17 protein-coding genes, 3 tRNA genes and 3 pseudogenes are annotated in these 21,117 nt (G+C 66.4%); 10 read left to right on the top strand and 13 right to left on the bottom strand.

The features are described from left to right. Positions 1–2: 2 nt before the first annotated feature. From pcaG to ASE66_RS25980, 4 genes are all read left to right on the top strand, one after another. A complete protein-coding gene (gene pcaG, locus ASE66_RS25995; RefSeq protein WP_057192617.1) occupies positions 3–614 on the top strand; it encodes a protocatechuate 3,4-dioxygenase subunit alpha in 612 nt (203 codons plus the stop codon). Between the two features lie 3 nt (positions 615–617). After that, entirely contained in the window at positions 618–1,454 is an 837-nt protein-coding gene (locus ASE66_RS25990; RefSeq protein ID WP_057192616.1) for a 3-keto-5-aminohexanoate cleavage protein, read from the top strand. 86 nt (positions 1,455–1,540) lie between these two features. Then, a complete protein-coding gene (locus tag ASE66_RS25985; protein WP_057192615.1) occupies positions 1,541–2,371 on the top strand; it encodes a shikimate dehydrogenase family protein in 831 nt (276 codons plus the stop codon). Between the two features lie 164 nt (positions 2,372–2,535). Further along, on the top strand, positions 2,536–4,086 hold the full coding sequence (locus ASE66_RS25980) for a VOC family protein (RefSeq protein ID WP_057192614.1): 1,551 nt from the start codon (positions 2,536–2,538) through the stop codon (positions 4,084–4,086). Positions 4,087–4,297: 211 nt separating this feature from the next. Here the strand turns inward: ASE66_RS25980 and ASE66_RS25975 are convergent. After that, positions 4,298–4,374 (bottom strand) — tRNA-Asp (locus ASE66_RS25975). 352 nt (positions 4,375–4,726) lie between these two features. Here ASE66_RS25975 and ASE66_RS25970 point away from each other — a divergent pair. Then, positions 4,727–4,802: transfer RNA gene (locus ASE66_RS25970), tRNA-Val, on the top strand. Between the two features lie 19 nt (positions 4,803–4,821). Here ASE66_RS25970 and ASE66_RS25965 read toward each other — a convergent pair. The 7 genes and pseudogenes from ASE66_RS25965 to ASE66_RS25940 form a co-directional block, all read right to left on the bottom strand. Further along, positions 4,822–5,898 (bottom strand): MerR family transcriptional regulator, encoded by a 1,077-nt coding sequence (locus tag ASE66_RS25965; RefSeq protein WP_057192613.1) that lies wholly within the window; start codon positions 5,896–5,898, stop codon positions 4,822–4,824. A gap of 121 nt (positions 5,899–6,019) precedes the next feature. Next, positions 6,020–7,282: pseudogene (lon, locus tag ASE66_RS33450) on the bottom strand (endopeptidase La); the annotation flags it as partial. Between the two features lies 1 nt (position 7,283). After that, positions 7,284–8,386: LON peptidase substrate-binding domain-containing protein (locus ASE66_RS33445; protein ID WP_244495096.1), on the bottom strand; the 1,103-nt coding region annotated here is incomplete at its 3' end. 336 nt (positions 8,387–8,722) lie between these two features. Then, entirely contained in the window at positions 8,723–9,991 is a 1,269-nt protein-coding gene (clpX, locus tag ASE66_RS25955; protein ID WP_057192611.1) for an ATP-dependent Clp protease ATP-binding subunit ClpX, read from the bottom strand. A gap of 268 nt (positions 9,992–10,259) precedes the next feature. Continuing rightward, positions 10,260–10,883 carry an ATP-dependent Clp protease proteolytic subunit gene (locus ASE66_RS25950; protein WP_057193397.1) on the bottom strand — a complete coding sequence of 208 codons (624 nt, stop codon included), beginning with the start codon at positions 10,881–10,883 and terminating at the stop codon, positions 10,260–10,262. A 143-nt stretch (positions 10,884–11,026) separates the two neighbouring features. After that, the gene (gene tig / locus ASE66_RS25945) at positions 11,027–12,460 is read right to left on the bottom strand and encodes a trigger factor (RefSeq protein ID WP_057192610.1); all 1,434 of its coding nucleotides are present in this window, start codon (positions 12,458–12,460) and stop codon (positions 11,027–11,029) included. Between the two features lie 86 nt (positions 12,461–12,546). After that, positions 12,547–12,631: transfer RNA gene (locus tag ASE66_RS25940), tRNA-Leu, on the bottom strand. Between the two features lie 166 nt (positions 12,632–12,797). Here ASE66_RS25940 and ASE66_RS25935 point away from each other — a divergent pair. From ASE66_RS25935 to ASE66_RS34045, 3 genes and pseudogenes are all read left to right on the top strand, one after another. Further along, entirely contained in the window at positions 12,798–14,243 is a 1,446-nt protein-coding gene (locus tag ASE66_RS25935) for a multicopper oxidase family protein (protein ID WP_057192609.1), read from the top strand. Between the two features lie 65 nt (positions 14,244–14,308). After that, positions 14,309–15,178, top strand: a complete 870-nt coding sequence (gene kdsA, locus ASE66_RS25930) for a 3-deoxy-8-phosphooctulonate synthase (RefSeq protein WP_057192608.1) — start codon at positions 14,309–14,311, stop codon at positions 15,176–15,178. Further along, positions 15,171–16,110, top strand: a pseudogene (locus ASE66_RS34045) (MFS transporter); the annotation flags it as partial. The gene kdsA and the pseudogene ASE66_RS34045, both read left to right, overlap by 8 nt. Positions 16,111–16,341: 231 nt before the next feature. On the opposite strand, the gene queF reads toward ASE66_RS34045, so the two are convergent. Genes queF through ASE66_RS25910 form a run of 3 tightly spaced genes read right to left on the bottom strand, consistent with a single transcriptional unit; the run spans position 16,342 to position 17,410 of the window. After that, positions 16,342–16,797: a preQ(1) synthase gene (queF, locus tag ASE66_RS25920; protein WP_057192606.1), complete on the bottom strand. Its 456-nt coding sequence runs from the start codon at positions 16,795–16,797 to the stop codon at positions 16,342–16,344. A 24-nt stretch (positions 16,798–16,821) separates the two neighbouring features. Beyond that, positions 16,822–17,112 carry an addiction module antidote protein gene (locus tag ASE66_RS25915; protein ID WP_057192605.1) on the bottom strand — a complete coding sequence of 97 codons (291 nt, stop codon included), beginning with the start codon at positions 17,110–17,112 and terminating at the stop codon, positions 16,822–16,824. 1 nt (position 17,113) lies between these two features. Further along, positions 17,114–17,410, bottom strand: coding sequence for a type II toxin-antitoxin system RelE/ParE family toxin (locus ASE66_RS25910; RefSeq protein WP_057192604.1), 297 nt, complete (start codon positions 17,408–17,410; stop codon positions 17,114–17,116). A gap of 134 nt (positions 17,411–17,544) precedes the next feature. Here ASE66_RS25910 and eno point away from each other — a divergent pair, with 134 nt between their 5' ends. Both eno and ASE66_RS25900 read left to right on the top strand, forming a co-directional pair. After that, positions 17,545–18,828 carry a phosphopyruvate hydratase gene (gene eno / locus ASE66_RS25905; RefSeq protein WP_057192603.1) on the top strand — a complete coding sequence of 428 codons (1,284 nt, stop codon included), beginning with the start codon at positions 17,545–17,547 and terminating at the stop codon, positions 18,826–18,828. An 80-nt stretch (positions 18,829–18,908) separates the two neighbouring features. Continuing rightward, positions 18,909–19,832 (top strand): DMT family transporter, encoded by a 924-nt coding sequence (locus ASE66_RS25900; RefSeq protein ID WP_057192602.1) that lies wholly within the window; start codon positions 18,909–18,911, stop codon positions 19,830–19,832. 50 nt (positions 19,833–19,882) lie between these two features. Here the strand turns inward: ASE66_RS25900 and ASE66_RS25895 are convergent, their stop codons facing one another. Together ASE66_RS25895 and ASE66_RS33440 are read right to left on the bottom strand one after the other, a co-directional pair. Continuing rightward, entirely contained in the window at positions 19,883–20,707 is an 825-nt protein-coding gene (locus ASE66_RS25895; protein ID WP_057192601.1) for a hypothetical protein, read from the bottom strand. After that, a pseudogene (locus ASE66_RS33440) lies at positions 20,704–21,117 on the bottom strand (tRNA-guanine transglycosylase); the annotation flags it as partial. The pseudogene ASE66_RS33440 and the gene ASE66_RS25895, both read right to left, overlap by 4 nt.

Below are 21,117 nucleotides of genomic sequence, written 5' to 3'. Positions count from 1 at the left end.
CCATGGTCCAGCCCTTGCCCTATCTCAAGGAAACCGCCTCCCAGACCGCCGGCCCCTATGTCCATATCGGCCTCGCGCCGGGTGCTGCCGGCTTCGACATCTATCGCCGCGAACTGGGCTGGGAGATCGCTGCCCAGGGCGTTCCGGGTGAGCGAATCCGGATCGAGGGCCTCGTCTATGACGGCACCGGCGCGCCGGTGAAGGACATCCTTATCGAGGCCTGGCAGGCCGATGCCAACGGCATCTATCCGCATCCGGAAGATTCGCGTCATGCCGAGGTCGCGCCGGGCTTTCGCGGCTGGGGCCGCATCATCACCGATTTCGATACCGGTCTGTGGAGCTTCGAGACGATCAAGCCCGGTCCCGTGCCGGGGCGGAACAAGCGCATGATGGCGCCGCACATCAACCTGTGGCTCGTCTCCCGCGGCATCAATATCGGCCTCAACACCCGCATGTATTTCGAGGACGAGGACAATGGCGCGGACCCGGTGCTGAACCTGATCGAGCAGGAGGACCGCCGCCGGACGCTGATCGCCCGCCGCACCGCCACTGGAACCTACCGTTTCGACATCCGCCTTCAGGGCGAAGGCGAAACCGTCTTCCTGGACGTCTGAGCCATGTCGCAGCCCTGCATCATCTGTGTCGCCATCACCGGCTCGCTTCCGACCAAGGCCAGCAACCCGGCGGTTCCGATCACAGTCGCCGAGCAGATCGAGAGCACCCAGGAGGCCTTCGAGGCCGGCGCCAGCATCGCGCACTGCCATGTGCGCGACGACGAGGGCAAGCCGACCTCGGACCCCGAGCGCTATGGCCGCCTGAAGGAGGGGCTCGAAAAGCACTGCCCCGGGCTGATCGTCCAGCTCTCGACCGGCGGCCGCTCGGGCGCCGGCCAGGCGCGCGGCGCCATGCTGTCACTGCGCCCCGACATGGCTTCGCTCGCCGTCGGCTCGAACAACTTCCCGACCCGCGTCTACGAGAACGCGCCGGATCTGGTCGACTGGCTCGCCGCCGAGATGGCGACCCATGGCGTCAAGCCGGAGATCGAGGCCTTCGACCTCTCCCACATCCTCAAGGCGCACGAGATGTGGAAACGGGGGCAGATCGTCGACCGTCCTTACGTCCAGTTCGTGATGGGCGTGAAGAACGCGATGCCGGTCGATCGCGACGTGTTCGACTATTACATCCATACCGTGAAGCGCCTGTTCGGCGTGAACGCGCCCTGGTGCGCCGCCGGCATCGGCTCGAACCAGATCGTCCTGAACGAATGGGCGATCGCCGCCGGCGGCCACGCCCGCACCGGGCTCGAGGACAATGTGCGCCTGGATCGCGAGCGGCTCGCGCCCTCGAACGCGGCCCTGGTCGAGCGGGCTGCAGAGCTCTGCCGGCAATACGGCCGCCCGGTCGCGACCTGGCAGCAGGCGCGGGACATCCTCGGCATTCCGCTGAAGGCGTAAGGAGGGCGGCGCGGCGGATTTCCGTACCGCTCGTCCAAGGCCTTTCCGGGGATATCGAGCCTGACCTCGAACAGGAGCTGCGTCGCATGATCAGCGGAAAGACCAAACTCATCGGCCATCTCGGCTACCCGACCGAGAGCTTCAAGGCGCCCCTGATCTACAATCCCTATTTCGAACGCGAGGGCATCGATGCGGTGGTCGTGCCGATGGGCAGCCGCAGCGAGGACTATCCCGATTTCCTCAAGCTGTTCTTCCGGCTTTCGAATGCGCATGGCGCGCTCATCACAATGCCGCACAAGGTGGTGACGACCGGGCTCGTCGACGAGCTGACGCCGACGGCGGCGATCTCCGGCGCCTGCAACGCGGTCCGCCGCGAGGCCGACGGCCGGCTGACCGGCGACATGTTCGACGGCGAAGGCTTCGTGCGCGGCGTGCTGCGCAAGGGCCGCAAGCTCAAAGGCGCGCGGGCGCTCGTCGTCGGTGCCGGAGGCGTTGGCTCGGCCATCGCAGCATCGCTCGCCAAGGCCGGCGTCGCCGAGCTTGCCTTGTTCGACATGAATGACGGGGCGGCCGAGGCGCTTGGGCAGCGGCTGGCGCACTACCATGCCGCGCTCAGGGTTTCGACCGGCTCGAACGACCCGGCCGGCTTCGACATCGTGATCAATGCGACGCCGCTCGGAATGAAGCCGAACGATCCCCTGCCGCTCGACGTCGAACGCCTGCCGGCCACCGCCTTCGTCGGCGAGGTGGTGATGGCGCAGGCCATCACGCCCTTCCTGGCCGCCGCCCGGCAGCGCGGCTGCGACGTGCAGGTCGGCACCGACATGCTGTTCGAGCAGATCCCGGCCTATCTGGAGTTCTTCGGACTGCCTTCGACCACGGCCGAGGATTTGCGCGCCGTGGCCAGACTCGGCTGAGAACGGCCTTCTGAAGACCCGCCGGCGCTGCTGGACTTTCTTTCGGACGTCCCGAAGGCTACCTGATGCCGGCTCGCAGCAGGTCGGAGCATGCCCTGCCCCATGCTCGACCTGCGGCAGGCCTCGACAAGGGATGGCCAGGTTCTGGCGGAGGGAAATCTGTCATGACGAGCGGTGTTCACCACGTCACCCTGATCACCCGGAAGGTGCAGGCCAATGTCGATTTCTATCTCGGCTTCCTCGGCCTGCGCCTGGTGAAGCGCACCGGCGGCTACGAGGACGCCCGCCAGCTCCATCTCTTCTATGGCGACGAGCGCGGCTCGCCCGGCTCGCTCGTCACGTTCCTGGTCTGGGAGGACGGCTCGCCCGGGCGCGCCGGCCATGGCCAGGTCAGCGAGATCGCCTTTGCCGTTGCACCGGCCGCGATCGGCTTCTGGCTCGAGCGCGCCCTGCGCTTCGGGGTGGCGGTCGAAGGGCCGCTGCAGGAGTTCGGCGAAACCGTCTTGCGCCTGCGCGATCCGGACGGCTTCGTGGTGAAGCTGGTCGGCAGCACGCTGTACGGCGAAGGCTGGACATCCGCCGGCATTCCACCGGAGCACCGCATCCACCGCCTGCGCGGCGTGACGCTGCTCTCCGCGACGAACGAGGAAACCGTGCATTTCCTCACCACCTATGCGGGATTTGCCCGCCAGGGCCGCGAAGGCAGCACAGAGCGCCTGCGCTCCGAGACCGGCGACAGTCTCGATGTCCGCGATGCCGGCGGCTTCTGGCCGGGCATCCCCGGCACCGGCACCGCGGACCATGTCGCGGTCCGTGTCTCGGACACGGCCCAGCTTTCAGACGTCGAGCGCGATCTCTCGAAGCTGAACTCCAGCCCGACCACCCTGCACGACCGCCAGTATTTCACCTCGCTCTATGTGCGCGAGCCAGGCGGCACGCTGATTGAATTCGCGACCGACGGCCCCGGCTTCACCGTCGACGAGCCGATCGAAACCCTCGGCGACAGGCTCTTCGTTCCACCAGCTGCGCAAGATGAAAGCGACGCCATCCGGGTCGTGCTGCCGCAGTTCGCCCTGCCCGGTGAGGAGCGGGTCATCTATCGCGAGCTGCCCTTCATCCATCGTTTCCATCAGCCCGCAGACACCGACGGCAGCGCGATCGTGCTGCTCCATGGCAGCGGCGGCAACGAAGCCGACCTGATGCCGCTCGCGCACCGGATCGCACCCCATGCCATCCTGCTCGGCCTGCGTGGCCGCAGCACCGAGGACGGAACCGCGCGCTGGTTCCGGCGCCATTCCGAACTGTCCTTCGATCAGGACGACATCCGCTTCGAGGCCGGGGCTCTCGCCGCCTTCACGGAAGAGGCGCGGACAGCTTACGGCCTCGCGCCGGAGCGTCTCGTCTTCCTCGGCTATTCGAACGGCGCCAACCTGCTCGCGGCGGCCATGCTGCTCCATCCCGGGCTGGCGCAGCGGGCGGTGCTCCTGCGCCCCGCGGCGGTGCTGGAGGAGCCGCCGGCCGCGGCGCTGCCCGGCACCTCGGTGCTGATGCTCACCGGCGCCGAGGACCCCTATCGCGATCTGGCCGCGCCCCTCAAAACCGCGCTGCGCCGAGCCGGCGCAGACGTCGAGACGCATGTCATCCGGGCCGGACACGCGCTCGGGGAGCAGGACCGCGACCTGGCCGCGGACTGGCTCGCGCGCCACTCGCGCTGACGGGAAGAGCCTGCCTTGAACAGGCATGGCACCGGCGGGCCCCATCCGAAAACAAGCCTGGTTTCCAGGTCGGCGCGGTTCGCGTCAGAGACGAAGGGCTTGCGCCGCGAGCGCAAGCGGCTCGTAATAACGAAGGAGCCGGTCAGACGCCAAACGGCATCGGCCTCGAACGAGGAAAGGCTTGTAACAGATTGAAATATCTATCGGAAAATGGCGCGGGCGACGGGGCTCGAACCCGCGACCTCCGGCGTGACAGGCCGGCACTCTAACCAACTGAGCTACGCCCGCGCGGGCGGCGGAGGAACATGTCCCCGGCGGGGTTGGGATTATGGCCCCGGGCCCTGACTGTCAAGCACCGAAGCCGTCAAAATATCGATCGTCTCCAAAGTCCGGGGGAAGAGGTCTGAAACTGGTGGTTTCCCGGTTTCCCGACTGAGGCGATGCAAGGATGATCCCTCATTGCTCTCGCCTGGGGACGGCGAATCTCGGCCGCCGTCTTTCGTGCCTGCTCCGGCGTGGCGGGCTGGGGTCTTTCAGGCCATGAGCCGTTCCTCGCTGGGCGCTCGCCGCCGGGCAAAAGCTTCGCACGCCGCGTGCTGTGGCTTGCGAAGCCGGCCCCATGGCCTTAAACGGCGGACAAGGGCGGTTAGCTCAGTCGGTAGAGCGCTTCGTTTACACCGAAGATGTCGGCGGTTCGAGCCCGTCACCGCCCACCAGCCTTCCCCTTCGGTCAGCTCAGGCCGGCAGCATCCAGAGCGTGTGGACCCTGCCGTCCTGCCCGAAGCCGATGCCGCATTGCAGGGAGCCTTCGGCGAACTGCGCCTCGTAGATGTCGACGCCGTCTTCGCCGACACGGCGGAAGCCGAGCGATTGCAGCCCGCCCTTCGATTCGAGCTCCGCGCTGACGATCGGCTGCTGCTCACGCACCAGCTCGGCCAGTTCGTCGCTCAACAGCTCGAATGGCATGCTGCCGCGCTGCTGCTGTTCGAGCAGCTCGCGCAATGTCGCCTCGCTGCGCGGATCCGGGGTCCGATTGCGGACGCGTTCTCCGAGCTCATTGCCCAGGCGCTTCGCCTCCGCCTCGTCGATCCGGGGCGCGACACTGTCGTGCCCGCCCTGATGCAGGATCAGCACATCGACCCTACCGTCATCGCCGGGCGTGAAGGTGAGCTGCGCCGGCACGACCCTCAGGAAGAAAATGCTGTCGCTCTCGGCGAAGAGCTCGACCTTGGGCTGCCCCGTAAGCTGAAGGAAGAAGCGATCGCCTTCGAGGCTGACGGTCATGACGAGGCCGGCGGGATGCCGGTAGAAGCCGGTGCACCGCTCGAAGCGGCGTGGATCGATCTTGGTCTGCGTGCGCGGCCGCGCCTGCTCGTAGCGCCGCCAGGCGACGGTGTCGGTGGTGTTCTCAGTCATGTTGGCCTCCTTCGCGAGCTTGATCAGTTCATCTGTCGTGAGGGAGGTGCCGGTCGCGAGCTTGGCTCGAGCAGCGCGGACGAGAGCAAGGCCCTGCTCGGCCCGCTCGCGCTGTTCGGCGAGCAGGTCGTGCTGGATGGCGAGTATCCCGGCGAGATCGGTCGCCCTGCCCTGCAGCAGCGCGGTGATTCGTTGCAGGCTCAGGCCCAGCCGCTTCAGCGCCAGGATCTCGTGCAGACGGGCGATCTCGTCGGCACCGTAGAGGCGCCAGCCCTTCTCGGTTCGCCGCGGCCGGATCAGGCCGTGCTCCTCGTAGAGCCGCAGTGCCCGCTTCGACAGCCCGATCCGGGCGGCGCACTCATTGGCTTCGAGCCAGATCTCACCCTTGCTTGGCATGCTGGTCGGCACCTCCTGATTCAGCGCTAGGCTATGACGCAGGGTGCGGCTCAAGGGCCCGGCCAACAAGAAAAGGCCGCCGGCAGTACCGGCGGCCTCTCTCTATGCGCGAGCGCTGGGCTCAGTGGGCGATGACGCCTGCGGCGGCATCATCCTCGGTGGCCTTGGGCGTTGCCGCCTTCAGGTCCTCCTCCCAGACGATCGGGACGGGCTGGCGCACCAGCGCATGCTGCAGCACCTGTTCCATCCGCGAGACCGGGACGATCTCGAGCCCGTTCTTCACGGACTTCGGCAGATCGACCAGATCCTTGGCGTTGTCCTCGGGGATCAGCACCTTCTTGATGCCGCCGCGCAGGGCGGCCAAGAGCTTCTCCTTGAGGCCCCCGATCGGCAACACCCTGCCCCGCAACGTGATCTCGCCGGTCATGGCGACATCACGACGGACCGGAATGCCGGTCAGGACCGAGACGATAGCCGTCGCCATGCCGACGCCGGCCGACGGGCCGTCCTTCGGGGTCGCCCCCTCGGGAAGATGGACGTGGATGTCGCGCCGGTCGAACAGCGGCGGCTCGATGCCGAAATCGATGGCGCGGGAGCGGACATAGGAGGCCGCCGCCGAGATCGATTCCTTCATCACGTCGCGCAGATTGCCGGTGACGGTCATCTTGCCCTTGCCGGGCATCATCACGCCTTCGATCGTCAGCATCTCGCCGCCGACCTCGGTCCAGGCCAGGCCGGTAACGACGCCCACCTGGTCCTCGGTCTCAGCCTCGCCATAGCGATAGCGCGGCGGACCGAGATACTCTTCCAGAACCGCAGTCGTGACCGCGACCTTCTTCTTCTTGGTCAGCACGATATCCTTCACCGCCTTGCGGACGGTGTTCGCGAGTTCGCGCTCGAGGTTACGCACGCCGGCCTCGCGGGTATAGCGGCGGACCAGCGTCATCAAGGCCTCGTCGTCAATCGACCATTCCTTGGACTGCAGGCCGTGCTTCTTGATCGTCCCCGGGATCAGGTGACGACGCGCGATCTCGGCCTTCTCGTCCTCGGTGTAGCCGGCGATGCGGATCACCTCCATCCGATCCAGGAGGGCCGGCGGGATGTTCAGCGTGTTCGCCGTGGTCACGAACATCACGTTCGACAGGTCATAGTCGACCTCGAGGTAATGGTCGTTGAAGGTCGAGTTCTGCTCGGGATCGAGCACCTCGAGCAGGGCCGCCGACGGGTCGCCGCGGAAGTCCTGACCCATCTTGTCGATCTCATCGAGCAGGATGAGCGGGTTCGAGGTCTTGGCCTTCTTCATCGACTGGATGATCTTGCCGGGCATCGAGCCGATATAGGTGCGGCGATGGCCGCGGATCTCGGCCTCGTCACGCACGCCGCCNCCGACGCCCGGAGGGCCGACGAGGCACAGGATCGGACCGGCGAGCCGGTTGGCGCGCTGCTGCACGGCAAGGTACTCGACGATCCGGTCCTTGACCTTGTCGAGGCCGAAATGATCGTCGTCGAGCACCTTCTGCGCGGCAGCAAGGTCCTTCTTCATCTTCGAGCGCTTCTGCCACGGGATGCCGAGCAGCCAGTCGAGATAGTTGCGCACGACGGTGGCTTCGGCCGACATCGGCGACATCTGGCGCAGTTTCTTGACCTCGGCGATCGCCTTGTCGCGCGCTTCCTTGGTCAGCTTGGTCTTGGCGATGCGCTCTTCCAGCTCGGCCAGCTCATCACGGCCTTCCTCGCCGTCGCCCAGCTCCTTCTGGATCGCCTTCATCTGCTCGTTGAGATAGTACTCGCGCTGGGTCTTCTCCATCTGGCGCTTGACGCGCGAGCGGATGCGCTTCTCGACCTGCAGCACCGACATCTCGCTCTCCATCAGGGAGAGCACCTTCTCGAGCCGGTGGGCGACGTTCATCACCTCGAGCACGGCCTGCCGGTCGGCGATCTTGACCGCAAGATGCGACGCAACCGTATCGGCGAGCTTGGCCGGCTCGTCGATCTGGGAGACCGCCGCGACGATCTCGGGCGAGATCTTCTTGTTGAGCTTCACATAATTCTCGAACTCGCTGACGACCGAGCGGGCGAGCGCCTCGACCTCGACCTTCTTGCCGGTCTCCTCGGCGAGGGCCTCAGCCTGCGCCTCATAGAAGTTGTCGGTGGCGGTATAGGTCGTCGCCTTGGCCCGGCCGATGCCCTCGACGAGCACCTTCACGGTCGAGTCGGGCAGCTTGAGCAGCTGCAGCACGCGGGCGAGCGTGCCGATTTCATAGATGTCGGCGGTTTCCGGATCATCGTCGCCGGCGTTCTTCTGCGTGGCGAGCAGGATCAGACCATCGTTCTTGACGACTTCCTCAAGCGCGCGAATGGACTTCTCGCGACCGACGAAAAGCGGCACGATCATGTGCGGGAAAACGACGATGTCGCGCAGCGGCAGGACCGGATAGGTATCGGTCGTGCCGGGGACAAGCGGAGCGCGGGGCGTCGAGCCAGTCATGTCTAGTCCTTCAAGTTTTCGCCCGGCCGACCCCTGGAAAGGCAATCGAGCGGACGTACCGCGCGGCGCGACCATTCGCGCCAGGCGCCCCCGCGAACCGCGCCCTCGACAGGCACGCGAGTCTCGCAGGTGATCCTAAGGTGGATGTTTCGACGCCGGCTTTCAAGCGACGGCGACGCGAAGTCCACCACAGCTTCCGCCGCTGCCGGCACACGAGCCCGTGAGGGACCCGGCAGGGCGAGAACAGTGTCCGGGCAGACGTATCCACCCAGGCTCACAACGCAAAACGCGCGCCAAGAGGCGCGCGTTCCGAACTGAACCAGAATCCAGCTTCGCTCAGGCCGAGGCCGACTTGGCCTCTTCTTCGCGATCCGCATAGATGAACAGCGGACGTGACTTGGTCTCGACCGCCTCGGGGCCGATCACGACCTGCTCGACGCCTTCCAGCCCCGGCAATTCGTACATGGTCTCGAGCAGGATGCCCTCCATGATCGAACGCAGGCCGCGCGCGCCGGTCTTGCGCTCGATCGCCTTGCGGGCGATCAGGCTGACCGCCTCTTCAGTGAAGGTCAGCGCGGTGTCCTCCATCTCGAACAGGCGCTGATACTGCTTGACCAGGGCGTTCTTCGGCTCGGTGAGGATGGTCTTGAGCGCGGCTTCGTCGAGGTCCTCCAGCGTCGCCAGCACCGGCAAGCGGCCGACGAACTCCGGGATCAGGCCGAACTTGAGCAGATCCTCGGGCTCGACCTCGCGGAAGATCGCGCCGGTACGCCGGTCGTCCGGCCCCTTCACGTTGGCGCCGAAACCGATCGAGGTGCCCTTGCCGCGGCTCGAGATGATCTTGTCCAGCCCGGCGAAGGCGCCGCCGCAGATGAACAGGATGTTGGTGGTGTCGACCTGCAGGAACTCCTGCTGCGGATGCTTGCGCCCGCCCTGCGGCGGCACGGAGGCGACGGTGCCTTCCATGATCTTGAGCAGCGCCTGCTGCACGCCCTCGCCCGAGACGTCGCGGGTGATCGAGGGGTTGTCGGACTTGCGGCTGATCTTGTCGATCTCGTCGATGTAGACGATGCCGCGCTGAGCCCGCTCGACATTGTAGTCGGAGGCCTGGAGCAGCTTGAGGATGATGTTCTCGACGTCCTCGCCGACATAGCCGGCCTCGGTCAGCGTGGTCGCATCGGCCATGGTGAACGGCACGTCGAGAATGCGCGCCAGCGTCTGCGCCAGCAGCGTCTTGCCCGAACCGGTCGGCCCGATCAGCAGGATGTTCGACTTGGCCAGCTCGACGTCGTTGTGCTTCGAGGCGTGCGAGAGGCGCTTGTAGTGGTTATGAACCGCGACGGAGAGCACCTTCTTGGCGTGGTCCTGGCCGATGACGTAGTCGTCGAGGACCTTGCGGATCTCCTTCGGGGTCGGCACGCCGTCCTTGGACTTCACCAGCGCGGACTTCGATTCCTCGCGGATGATGTCCATGCAGAGCTCGACGCATTCATCGCAGATGAACACGGTCGGGCCCGCGATGAGCTTGCGGACCTCATGCTGGCTCTTGCCACAGAAGGAGCAGTAGAGCGTGCTCTTGGAATCGCCGCTGCTGGCCTTAGTCATCGTGATTCTCCATCTCGGAGGACGAAATCCGCCACCGAAAAACGGCGGGCTGATGTCGTCTCCCCGTCATAATAGGCGCTCAGATCACGATTTTTAGGTTAACGCGTCGCTCTGGCGCAGGCGGCGACGAAACTGACCCAAAACCGGACCGCTCGAGCGCCTTGCCGCGCCCTTCAGAGGCCCCATGCAAACACGGGGCCTAGTCTCAAGGCAATATGGCCCTTCGAAAGCCACTCGCCAACCCACAGGCGTGTCTTTGCGGTGCAGCTCAGGCCGCCGCTTCCTCAGCACGCTTGTCGATGACCTTGTCGATCAGCCCGAAATCGCGCGCCTGCTCGGAGGTCATGAAGTTGTCGCGCTCCAGTGCCTGCTCGATCTCCTCGTAGGAACGGCCGGTGTGCCTGACATAGATCTCGTTCAGGCGCCGCTTCAGGCTCTCGACCTCGCGGGCATGGATCAGGATGTCGGTGACCTGGCCCTGGAAACCCCCGGAAGGCTGGTGGACCATGATCCGGGCGTTCGGCAGGGCAAAGCGCATGTCCTTGGCACCGGCGGTCAGCAGCAGCGAGCCCATCGAGGCGGCCTGGCCGACACAGAGCGTCGTCACCGGGCAGCGGATGAACTGCATGGTGTCGTAGATCGACAGGCCCGAGGTGACCACGCCGCCGGGCGAGTTGATGTAGAAGGAGATTTCCTTCTTCGGGTTCTCGGCCTCGAGGAACAGGAGCTGCGCCACGATCAGCGACGCCGAGTAGTCCTCGACCGGACCGGTCAGGAAGATGATGCGCTCGCGCAGCAGGCGCGAATAGATGTCGAAGGCGCGCTCGCCGCGGCTCGACTGCTCGACCACCATCGGGACGAGATTGTTATAGGTCTCGATCGGGTCACGCATCATCGTCGGTCCTTGAGATCAAAGCGGGCGGGAATCAGCCGATAGCGGCGAAGCCCCCACATAAGCATGCCTGCGGCGGCTGAAAAGGGAAGCGCCGCCGGCAGGATGCAGGCGGCGCGAACATTGTAATTCTGCGGGAAGGATCAGGCCGAAGCCTCGTCCGCCGCCTCAGTCGCAGCCTTCTTGGTCTTCTTCGCCTTGGCGGCCTTCGGCTTGGCTTCGGCGGTCGCCTCTTCCTCGTCGTCGGCGAAGAGCGCCTCGCGCGAGACCGACTTGTCGGAGACCTTCACCTGGCCGAGCAGATGGTCGACGACCTTCTCCTCGAAGATCGGGGCGCGGATCTCGGCGAGGGCCTGCGGGTTCTTGCGGTAGAACTCCCAGACTTCCTTCTCCTGGCCCGGGAACTGGCGGGCGCGCGCGATCAGGGCCTGCGTCACCTCGTCATCCGAAATCTGGACCTTGGCCTGCTCGCCGATCTCGGCCAGCACCAGGCCGAGGCGCACGCGGCGCTCGGCGATCCTGCGGTACTCGGCGCGAGCCTCGTCCTCGGTGGTGTCCTCGTCGGCGAAGGTCTTGTTGGCGTTCTTCATGTCCGCCTCGACCTGGCTCCAGACCGCGGCGAACTCCTGCTCGACCAGGGTCGGCGGCAATTCGAAGCTGTACTTGCCGTCGAGCGCGTCGAGCAGGGCCTTCTTGACCTTGCGGCGCGACTGCTCGCCGAACTCGCGGCCGATCTGCTCGCGGATCGCGGTCTTGAGCGCGTCCAGCGACTCCATGCCGAAGCCCTTGGCGAGCTCGTCGTCGATCTTGAGCTCACCGGGAGCCTGGACGTCGTCGACGGTGACGGCGAACTCGGCCGGCTTACCGGCGAGATGGGTCGCCGTATAGTTCTCGGGGAAGGTCACCGAGACGGTGCGCTGCTCGCCCTTCTTGACGCCTTCGAGCTGCTCCTCGAAGCCCGGGATGAACTGACCGGCGCCGAGCTCGAGCGGGATTTCCGAACCGGTGCCGCCGTCGAAGGGCTTGCCCTCGAGCGTGCCGGTGAAGGAGATCAGCACGCGGTCGCCCTTGGCGGCCTTGGCGCCGTCCTTCTTCGACTCGAAGCTGCGGTTCTGCGAGGCCATGCGCTCCAGCGCGGCATCGACATCAGCCTCAGGGACCTCGGTGACCGGCTTCTCGAGCGCGACGTCCGAGACGTCGACGACCTCGATCTTCGGCAGCACCTCGAGCGCGACGGTGAAGGCGAGATCGCCCTTGGCCTCCATCGCGGCCTCGATCTCGTCCTTGTTCTCGGGGAATTTGATCTGCGGCTCGAAGGCGAGCTTCAACGCGTTGTCGGCGATGATCTTCTGGTTCGCCTCGTTGACGGCGTTCTGAACGACGTCGGCCATGACCGAGCGACCATAGAGCCGGCGCAGATGGCCGACAGGGACCTTGCCGGGCCGGAAGCCGTTGATCTTGGCCTTACCCTGCAGGTTCTGCAGCTCGCCATCGAGCCTCGACTTGAGGTCGGTGGCGTTCAGCACCACCTGAAATTCGCGCTTGAGGCCCTGGGACAGGGTTTCCGTCACGTTCATCGTTCTGATCCGCCAACAGCTCTTTAACTTCAATGTCCAAAGCGCGACGCCGTGTGACCGCCGCCGCGCTCGCGAAATCCGAATCATGGTGCGGGCGGAGGGACTCGAACCCCCACGACTTTCGCCGCTGGTACCTAAAACCAGTGCGTCTACCAGTTCCGCCACGCCCGCCAACCCGGTGCACCGCACCGAAGTCGTCGCGACAGCAGCACCGTAGGCCGCGCCGCTATACCATTTCGGGCGCGTCATGCAGCAAAAAAATGCGACAGTTCTGCGAACGCCGCTCCCAAGCGGCTTTGCACTCGCCAGAACAGCGCGGCCCGGCTATGTCGCGAGCATGAGCAAAGACGCTTCGCCGCCGGCCTCGCGCCCTCATCCCAGCCGCCGTCTGGTCATCGCGCAGGCGGCCGGGGCCGCGACCCTGCTCACGCCGCTGTCCGCACTGGCCCAGCAGGCATCGACGGCCCCGCACGCCGTGCCGGCAAACGCCGTACAGAATCTCGTCGCCGCCCCCGCCAAGCTGCGCCTGCGGCCAGCGCCCGCTCCCGAGACCGAGATCTGGGCTTTCGGCGGCGCATTGCCCGGCCCGGTGCTCAAGGTGAAGCAGGGCGAGACTTTGCGTCTCACCCTGCAGAACCGGACCGACAAGCCACTCTCGCTGCACTGGCATGGCCTGCGCGCCGACCACGCCATGGACGGCGTCGGCGGCTTCAGCCAGGAGCCGGTGCCACCGGGCGGGCAGTTCGAATATCGGCTGACGCCGCCTGATTCCGGCACCTTCCTCTACCGGCCGATGCTGATCGGCGGCTCGTCGGAGCCCGCCGGGCGCGGGCTCTCCGGCATGCTGATCGTCGAGGAGAAGGAGCCACCCGCCGTCGACCTCGACCTGCCCGCCCTGATCGGCGACTGGCTGCTCGGCGACGACCAGAAGCTCCTGCCCTTCGGCGCGGACGGGCAGGACGGCGGCGCCGCCGGCCGGCTCGGCAGCTGGCTCACCGTCAACGGCAAGCCGCCGCCGCTGCCGATCAAGCTGCCGCCGGGCGCTCGCGTGCGCTTGCGGCTTGCCAATGCCTGCAATGCGCGGATCATGCGGCTGCGCTTCGACGAGATGAAGGCCTTCGTCGCGGCGGTCGACGGCCAGCCGACCGACACCTTCGAGCCGGTCCGGGCGCAACTGCCCTTCGCGCCGGGCACGCGCTACGACGTGATCTTCGACATGCCGGAAACGGTCGGCGCCGCTGCCAGCGTCACCGCGCTGATCGGCCCCGGCGTACCGCTGGTGCGCTTCGTCAGCGACGGCGCGGCGAAACCGGCGCGCCCGCCGGTGGTGGGCATGCCGCTCAATCCGGCGCTGCCGGCGGCTGTGCGGCTTCAGGACGCCAGGCGCAGCGAGATGATCATCGAGGGCGGCGCGAGGGTCACGGCGGAGAACAAGCTCGACCTCGCCGGGCTCGATCTCGCCAGGCCCTGGACCGTGAACGGAGGTCAGGGCGATCCGAAGGGCAAGCCGCTGTTCAGCGTCAAGCGCGGCGCGCCTGTCGTGATCGCCATCACCAACAAGACCGCCTTCCTGCAGCCGCTGCATGTCCACGGCCACGCCTTCCGCCTGCTGCACCCGCTCGACGACGGCTGGGAGCCCTATTTCCTCGACACGGTGCAGATCCCGGAGGGCAAGCGCCTGCACATCGCCTTCATCGCCGACAATCCCGGGCGCTGGCTGATCTCCTCGACCGTGCTGGAGCGCTTCGACCGCGGCCTGTGGAGCTGGTTCGAGGTGACGTGACGCAGCGTCGGCTTGTCAGGGCCGCGGGCCGCTTCTAAACCGACCGCCTCAGCCAGGAGCCCGCCATGACCGCCAACGCCATCGTCACCGTGGGCGCCGACCTCGCCAAGCCCGTCCGCTTCGGCAACGGCCTGCCGCTCGCTTTGATCGCCGGCCCCTGCCAGATGGAAAGCCGGGACCACGCGCTCGAGATCGCCCTGGCGCTGAAGGAGACCGCCGAGAAGCTCGGCATCGGGCTGGTGTTCAAGGCCTCTTTCGACAAGGCCAACCGCACCAGTGTGAAAGGCCAGCGCGGCATGGGCATCGAGGCCGCCCTGCCCGTCTTCGCCGAGATTCGCGAGCGCACGGGCATGCCGGTGCTGACCGACGTGCACGAGGCCGGCCAATGCGCGCCGGTGGCTGAGGTGGTCGACGTGCTGCAGATCCCGGCCTTCCTCTGCCGGCAGACCGATTTGCTCGTCGCTGCGGCCAAGACCGGCCGCGTCGTCAACGTCAAAAAGGGCCAGTTCCTGGCGCCGTGGGATATGGTCAACGTCGCCGCCAAGGTGACCGAGAGCGGCAATCCGAACGTGATGCTGACCGAGCGCGGCGCTTCCTTCGGCTACAACACGCTGGTCACCGACATGCGCAGCCTGCCGATCATGGCGGAGATCGGCGCCCCGGTGATCTTCGACGCCACCCATTCGGTGCAGCAGCCCGGTGGCAAGGGCGCCTCGACCGGCGGCCAGCGTGAATTCGTCCCGGTGCTGGCGCGCGCCGCGGTCGCGGTCGGCGTCGCCGGCGTCTTCATCGAGACCCATCCGGACCCAGACAACGCCCCGTCGGATGGGCCCAACATGGTGCCGCTGCGCGACTTCCATGCGCTGATCGCAGAGCTGCAAGAGTTCGACCGGCTTGCCAAGCGCAAGGCGCATTCTACGCTGGCGTATGTCTGACAAGCCCGACGCCTCGCCCGATGCCTCGCCACCGCAAGGTTCGCTGAATTCGCTTATCCTCGTTCTCGGGGCGTGCGGCTTCGCCTCGACCTTCACAATGCGCCTGCTTGACCCGCTGGTGCCGACGCTGGCGGCCGAGTTCGGGCGCAGCATCGCGCAGGTCGCTACCGTCGCGACTGCATTCTCCTTCGCCTATGCGATCGGCCAGCCCTTCCTTGGGCCGATCGCAGATTCGCTGGGCAAGCTCAGGACGATCGCGACCTGCCTCGGGGCGCTCGCGCTCCTATCGCTCGCCGTGACCTTCGCCGGCTCGTTCGAAATGCTGACGGTCGTGCGCATGGTCGCCGGTATCGCCGCCGGAGGCATCATCCCGGTCGCGATGGCAGCGATCGGCGACCGGGCACCCATGGCCGAGCGACAGGTCATGCTCGGCCGCTTCCTGGTGTTGATGATCGTCGGGCAGATGGTCGGCGCCGCCTGCTCGGGGCTGATCGCCGAGCATCTGGGTTGGCGCTACGTCTTCGTGATGGCGGCCGGCCTCGCGGCGATCGCCGGTGCTTTGGTCGTGCTGGTGCTGAAGCCGCGGCCGGATGCACGGCGCGCGCCGCTCAGCTTCGCCGGCGCGCTCGCGAACTATGCCGCCGTCTTCGCCAATCCGCGCTCGAAGCTGCTCTATGGGCTCGTCATCGTCGAGGGTAGCCTGATCTTCGGCATGCCACCCTATATCGCGGCCATCCTGCAGGAGCGCGCCGGCGTCGGTCCGTCGCAGGCCGGCTTGGTTATCGCCGGCACCGGCCTCGGCGGCATCGTCTATGGCGTGCTGACCCGTATCCTGGTCGAACGGCTCGGCCCGACGCGGATGACGACCTTGGGCGGCATTGTGATGGGCCTGGCCTTCGCTCTTTTCTCGCTCAGCTTCCTGCCCTGGTGGANGCAGGCGACCGAGCTTGCGCCGACCGCCCGCGGTTCGGCGGTGGCGCTCTTTGCCTGCGCGCTGTTCTGCGGCCATGCGCTCGGGCCGGTGCTGATGGGCGCCGCTCTGCACCTGTTCGGCACCAGCGGCGCGATCCTCGTCTTCGCCGCCGGAATTACCCTGCTCGGCTTTGCAACGCCGCGCGTCCTGCCGCTGGCGGGCAGCCGGACCTGAGCTTTTGCGCTGAGGCTTAGCGCCCGCGATAAGGCGCGACGCCCTGATCGGGCAGCCACAGGCCCTTCGGGGCCTCGCCGGTCTGGAAGAACACGTCGATCGGGATGCCGCCGCGCGGATACCAGTAGCCGCCGATGCGGAACCATTTCGGCTCGAGCAGCTCGACCAGCGTCTTGCCGATGCCGACCGTGCAGTCCTCATGGAAGGCGCCGTGGTTGCGGAAGGCACTGAGATAGAGCTTGAGCGACTTCGATTCGACCAGCCAGTCGCCCGGCAGGTAGTCGATCACCAGGATGCCGAAATCGGGCTGGCCGGTGACCGGGCAGATCGAAGTGAATTCCGGACAGGTGAAGCGGGCAAGATAGTCAGTGCCGGCATGCGGGTTCGGCACGCGGTCGAGGCGGGCTTCCTCCGGCGAGCGCGGCAGGTCGCTCGCCTTGCCGAGCTGGAGGGTCGAGGCGTCGAGGGTCATGTCGTTTCGTCCAAATAATCGCGATCAGGCGGCGTGGCGCTTGCCCGTGAGCTCGAAGCCCATCGCCTTCATGACCGCCAGGGTGGTTTCGAGTGTCGGATTACCGTGCTCGCTCAGCGATTTATAGAGCTGTTCGCGGGCAAGACCGGTTTCCCGCGCGATTTTAGTCATGCCCTTGGCCCGGGCGACGACGCCCAGTGCCTTTGCGATATAGCGCGCATCGCCGGTCTCGAAGGCATCGCTGAGGAAGATTTCGATGGCCTCGTCCGTCTTTAGTGCATCGGCGGGATCGTAGTCGTAGAGCTTCTCTGTCATCTCATTCGTTCCATTGCTCGGCGAGCCTCTTCGCCAGCGCGATATCCCGCTCCTGTGTCGACTTGTCGCCTCCAGATAGCAGAATGACGATCTCGTGGCCTCGACGTTTGAAGTAGATGCGATAGCCGGGGCCGTAGTGAATTCGCAGCTCGCTGACGCCTTCTCCCACCGACGCCACGTCCCCGGCCAGGCCATTGGCCAAGCGAAAGAGGCGGGCAGCGATCGCTGCCCTCGCCTTCTGGTCCGTCAGCCGCCGCTGCCATTTGCGAAAAGTGTCGGTCTGCCTGAGCTGAAGCATAGTGGTCTGTCAGGTGGCGCCAGCAGGGATCGTAACTTATAAATTACAGACCGTCAAAACGGCCCCCTTCCCGTCGCGGCCGCTCTTGTCTAGAAGCGCGGCATCCCTTGCCCACCTCAGCTCCGGAGCCTGCCATGACCGCGATCATCGACATCATCGGCCGCCAGATCCTCGATTCCCGCGGCAATCCGACGGTCGAGGTCGATGTCGTGCTCGAAGACGGCTCGATGGGCCGCGCTGCTGTCCCGTCTGGCGCCTCGACCGGTGCCCATGAGGCGGTCGAGCTGCGCGACGGCGACAAGAGCCGCTATCTCGGCAAGAGCGTGTTGAAGGCGGTCGAGGCCGTCAACGTGGCGATCGCCGAGGCGCTGGTCGCGATGGATGCCGAGGACCAGGCCGCGATCGACGAGGCGATGATCGAGCTCGACGGCACGCCGAACAAGAGCAAGCTCGGCGCCAACGCCATCCTCGGCGTCTCGCTCGCCGTCGCCAAGGCCGCCGCCGAAGCCTCGGGCCTGCCGCTCTATCGCTATGTCGGCGGCACCTCGGCCCGCGTCCTGCCGGTGCCGATGATGAACATCGTCAATGGCGGCGCCCATGCCGACAACCCGATCGACTTCCAGGAATTCATGGTGATGCCGATCGGCGCGCCCTCCTTCGCCGAAGGGCTGCGCATGGGCGCGGAAATCTTCCACACGCTGAAGAAGGCCCTGCACGACGCCGGGCACAACACCAATGTCGGCGACGAAGGCGGCTTCGCACCCAACATCAAGTCGGCCGAAGCTGCGCTCGATTTCGTCATGCAGGCGATCGAGAAGGCCGGCTACAAGCCCGGAGAGGATGTCGCGCTGGCGCTCGACTGCGCCGCGACAGAGTTCTTCAAGGACGGCTCCTATGTCTATGAAGGCGAACGTAAAACCCGCGATCCGAAGGCGCAGGCCAAGTACCTCGCCAAGCTGGTCGCCGGCTATCCGATCGTCTCGATCGAGGACGGCATGGCCGAGGACGACTGGGAGGGCTGGAAGGCGCTGACCGATCTCGTCGGCAACAAGTGCCAGCTGGTCGGCGACGACCTCTTCGTCACCAATGTCACGCGCCTGTCGCAGGGCATCAAGACGAAGACCGCCAACTCGATCCTGGTCAAGGTCAACCAGATCGGCACGCTGACCGAGACGCTCGCCGCCGTCGAGATGGCGCAGCGCGCCGGCTACACCGCGGTGATGTCGCACCGCTCGGGCGAGACCGAGGACGCGACCATCGCCGACCTCGCCGTCGCGACCAATTGCGGGCAGATCAAGACCGGCTCGCTCGCCCGCTCCGACAGGACTGCGAAGTACAACCAGCTGCTGCGCATCGAAGAGGAGCTCGGCGCCCAGGCGATCTATGCCGGCCGCTCGGCGCTGAAGGCGCTGGCCTGACGCAGCATGCTGCGCTGCAATAGGCAGCGCCATGCGGTTTGGCCCCTAACGGCAGCTCCGGCATCGCGTTAAGCCGGAGCATGCATCAAGCCGTTCCGCTTTCCGACGAGAAGCTGCGCCGGCGCAGGCAACTCGCCTTTGCCGGCATGGCGCTCGCCATGGTGATCTTCGGGGCGAACTTCGTCGTCAGCCGTCATGCGGTGCTGAACGGCCTCTCCTCGCATGACATGCTGGCGCTGCGCTTCATCACCGCCGGCTTCCTGCTCCTGCCCAGCTTCATGATGGCGGGCGGCTTGCGCGATTGCGCCGGCCTCGGCTGGAAGCGCGGCCTGATCCTGGCGGTGATGAGCGGCTTCCCGATGAGCTTCCTGCTCATGACCGGGCTGACCTACGCACCAGCGGCGCATGGCGCGGTTATCGGACCCGGCACCGTCACGGTGATCGGGATCGTCGGCAGCGTCGTCCTGTTCGGCGCGCTGATGACGCGGCAGCTCGTGCTCGGCGTCGGGGCGGTGCTGATCGGCCTCGCCTGCCTCGGCATCGCCGGCACGACGTATTCCAATCCGAGCATCGTCTTCGGTGATCTCTGCTTCCTCGGCGTCGGACTGGTCTGGGGCGGCTATCCGCTGCTGATCCAGCTCTGGCGGGTCAATGCGCTCAAAGCCACAGCCGTGGTTTCGGTGCTGTCGATGGCCTATCTGCCGATCTACTTCGCTTTCTATTTCCGCGGTTTCGACGTCGCGCCCTGGTGGGTGCTGTTGGCGCACGCAGTCAATCAGGGCGTGCTCAACGTGATCGTCGGCCTGTGGATCTGGAGCTGGTCGACACCGGTGCTCGGCCCTTCCGTCGCCGGGCGCTTTCCGCCGATGATCCCGGTGGTCGGCACGCTGCTCGCCATCCCCGTGCTTGGCGAGATCCCGAGCGGGCTCCAGATCGGCGGCATCGCGCTGATCATCGCCGGGCTGTTCGCCGCCTCATGGCGCCGCCCGGCGACGGCGCGCTGAGCATGTTCCGCAAAAGTGGAAACCACTTTTGCGATCAGGACATGCTCAACCTAGAGTTTGCGCGAATTCTTTTCGTTCGGCCGATTCCGGCCGAACGAAATACGCGCTAGCGCCATCAGCCCCAGATTCCAGACGATACAGACCAGCAGGCCGAGGCCCAGCGCCGGCCAGGAGCCGAGCGGCACGGCCGTCACATGGACCAGCGCGATCGCCAAGCCGAAGCCGAGCAGCCCGAGCAAGCCATTGGCGATGACCGCGGCGCTGGCCGGCCCGCCGATACGCGGCTGCAAGATCGCGATCAGGCTCGACAGCACGATCGGGAAGGTCGCCAGCACGCCCGACCAGGCCGGTCCGACGCGCGCGCTGACGGTGGTGACCGTTCCGGCCAGGGCTGCGACCGCCGCGGCCCGCAACGGGATCGCATACCAGGGCCGCCGCGGCGTGATCGCTGGACGCGCCGCGAGGTAGGGGCGGACGATGCGGTGCAGGATCAGGAAGACGACCGGCGTCGCTACCAGCAGAACAGCGAAGGGCAAGGCCAGCGTGTGCAGACCGGAAACGATCAGGAAAAAGGTCAGCAGCGCGGCGGCGAGGCAGGCCACCGTGCCGAAGCGCTGCGCCAACAGCACATAGACCAGCGACAGCCCCGCATTGGAGAGGTTGGAGCTCATGCTGCCGAGCGCGCTCGCCGAGATGAAGGCGGCGTCATGATCGAGCGCCAGAAAGACATAGACCGGCCCGGCGGAGATCGGCAGCGTCGCGATCATCGCCGCGAGCAGCGGCCCGCTTCGCTCGGCCAGCAGCGAACAGCTTACGACGATGGCGGCTGCGACCGCCATCTTGAGCAGCAGCAGGCCGAGCCAGGGGTCGATCACGCCGGCTCGCCTCTAGCCCAGCCTTCCTTGGTCTCAGCGATGAAATCCTCGAGGCGGCCGGCGGCGATGGCGGCGCGCAGGCCGGCCATCAGGTCCTGATAATAGGCAAGGTTGACCCAGGTCAGCAGCATCTTGCCGAGCATCTCCTCGGCCTTGACCAGATGATGCAGATAGGCGCGCGAATAGGTGTTCGCCGCCGGGCAGGAGGATTGCGGATCGATCGGCCTGACATCGTCGGCATGCTTGGCGTTCTTCAGGTTCATCCGGCCGAAGCGGGTGAAGATCTGGCCGTGGCGGCCGGCTCGGGTCGGCATCACGCAGTCGAACATGTCGACGCCGCGCCTGACCGCCTCGACGATGTCGTCCGGCGTGCCGACGCCCATCAGGTAGCGCGGCTTCTCCTGCGGCAG

This window comes from Allobosea sp. Root483D1, from assembly GCF_001429505.1.
Lineage (GTDB): Bacteria > Pseudomonadota > Alphaproteobacteria > Rhizobiales > Beijerinckiaceae > Allobosea.
The sequence above is the reverse complement of the archived record's forward strand: the minus strand, read 5'-3'. Positions and strand labels throughout refer to the sequence as shown.

What these genes read in the sequence shown, in the direction of transcription:
- eno (WP_057192603.1), top strand. Translation starts at nt 17,545, where the DNA reads ATGACCGCGATCATCGACATCATCGGCCGCCAGATCCTCGATTCCCGC.
- ASE66_RS25900 (WP_057192602.1), top strand. Translation starts at nt 18,909, where the DNA reads ATGCATCAAGCCGTTCCGCTTTCCGACGAGAAGCTGCGCCGGCGCAGG.
- ASE66_RS25965 (WP_057192613.1), bottom strand. Translation starts at nt 5,898, where the DNA reads ATGCCAAGCAAGGGTGAGATCTGGCTCGAAGCCAATGAGTGCGCCGCC.
- ASE66_RS25980 (WP_057192614.1), top strand. Translation starts at nt 2,536, where the DNA reads ATGACGAGCGGTGTTCACCACGTCACCCTGATCACCCGGAAGGTGCAG.
- ASE66_RS25935 (WP_057192609.1), top strand. Translation starts at nt 12,798, where the DNA reads ATGAGCAAAGACGCTTCGCCGCCGGCCTCGCGCCCTCATCCCAGCCGC.
- clpX (WP_057192611.1), bottom strand. Translation starts at nt 9,991, where the DNA reads ATGACTAAGGCCAGCAGCGGCGATTCCAAGAGCACGCTCTACTGCTCC.
- queF (WP_057192606.1), bottom strand. Translation starts at nt 16,797, where the DNA reads ATGACCCTCGACGCCTCGACCCTCCAGCTCGGCAAGGCGAGCGACCTG.
- ASE66_RS25990 (WP_057192616.1), top strand. Translation starts at nt 618, where the DNA reads ATGTCGCAGCCCTGCATCATCTGTGTCGCCATCACCGGCTCGCTTCCG.
- kdsA (WP_057192608.1), top strand. Translation starts at nt 14,309, where the DNA reads ATGACCGCCAACGCCATCGTCACCGTGGGCGCCGACCTCGCCAAGCCC.
- pcaG (WP_057192617.1), top strand. Translation starts at nt 3, where the DNA reads ATGGTCCAGCCCTTGCCCTATCTCAAGGAAACCGCCTCCCAGACCGCC.
- tig (WP_057192610.1), bottom strand. Translation starts at nt 12,460, where the DNA reads ATGAACGTGACGGAAACCCTGTCCCAGGGCCTCAAGCGCGAATTTCAG.
- ASE66_RS25950 (WP_057193397.1), bottom strand. Translation starts at nt 10,883, where the DNA reads ATGCGTGACCCGATCGAGACCTATAACAATCTCGTCCCGATGGTGGTC.
- ASE66_RS25915 (WP_057192605.1), bottom strand. Translation starts at nt 17,112, where the DNA reads ATGACAGAGAAGCTCTACGACTACGATCCCGCCGATGCACTAAAGACG.
- ASE66_RS25985 (WP_057192615.1), top strand. Translation starts at nt 1,541, where the DNA reads ATGATCAGCGGAAAGACCAAACTCATCGGCCATCTCGGCTACCCGACC.
- ASE66_RS25910 (WP_057192604.1), bottom strand. Translation starts at nt 17,410, where the DNA reads ATGCTTCAGCTCAGGCAGACCGACACTTTTCGCAAATGGCAGCGGCGG.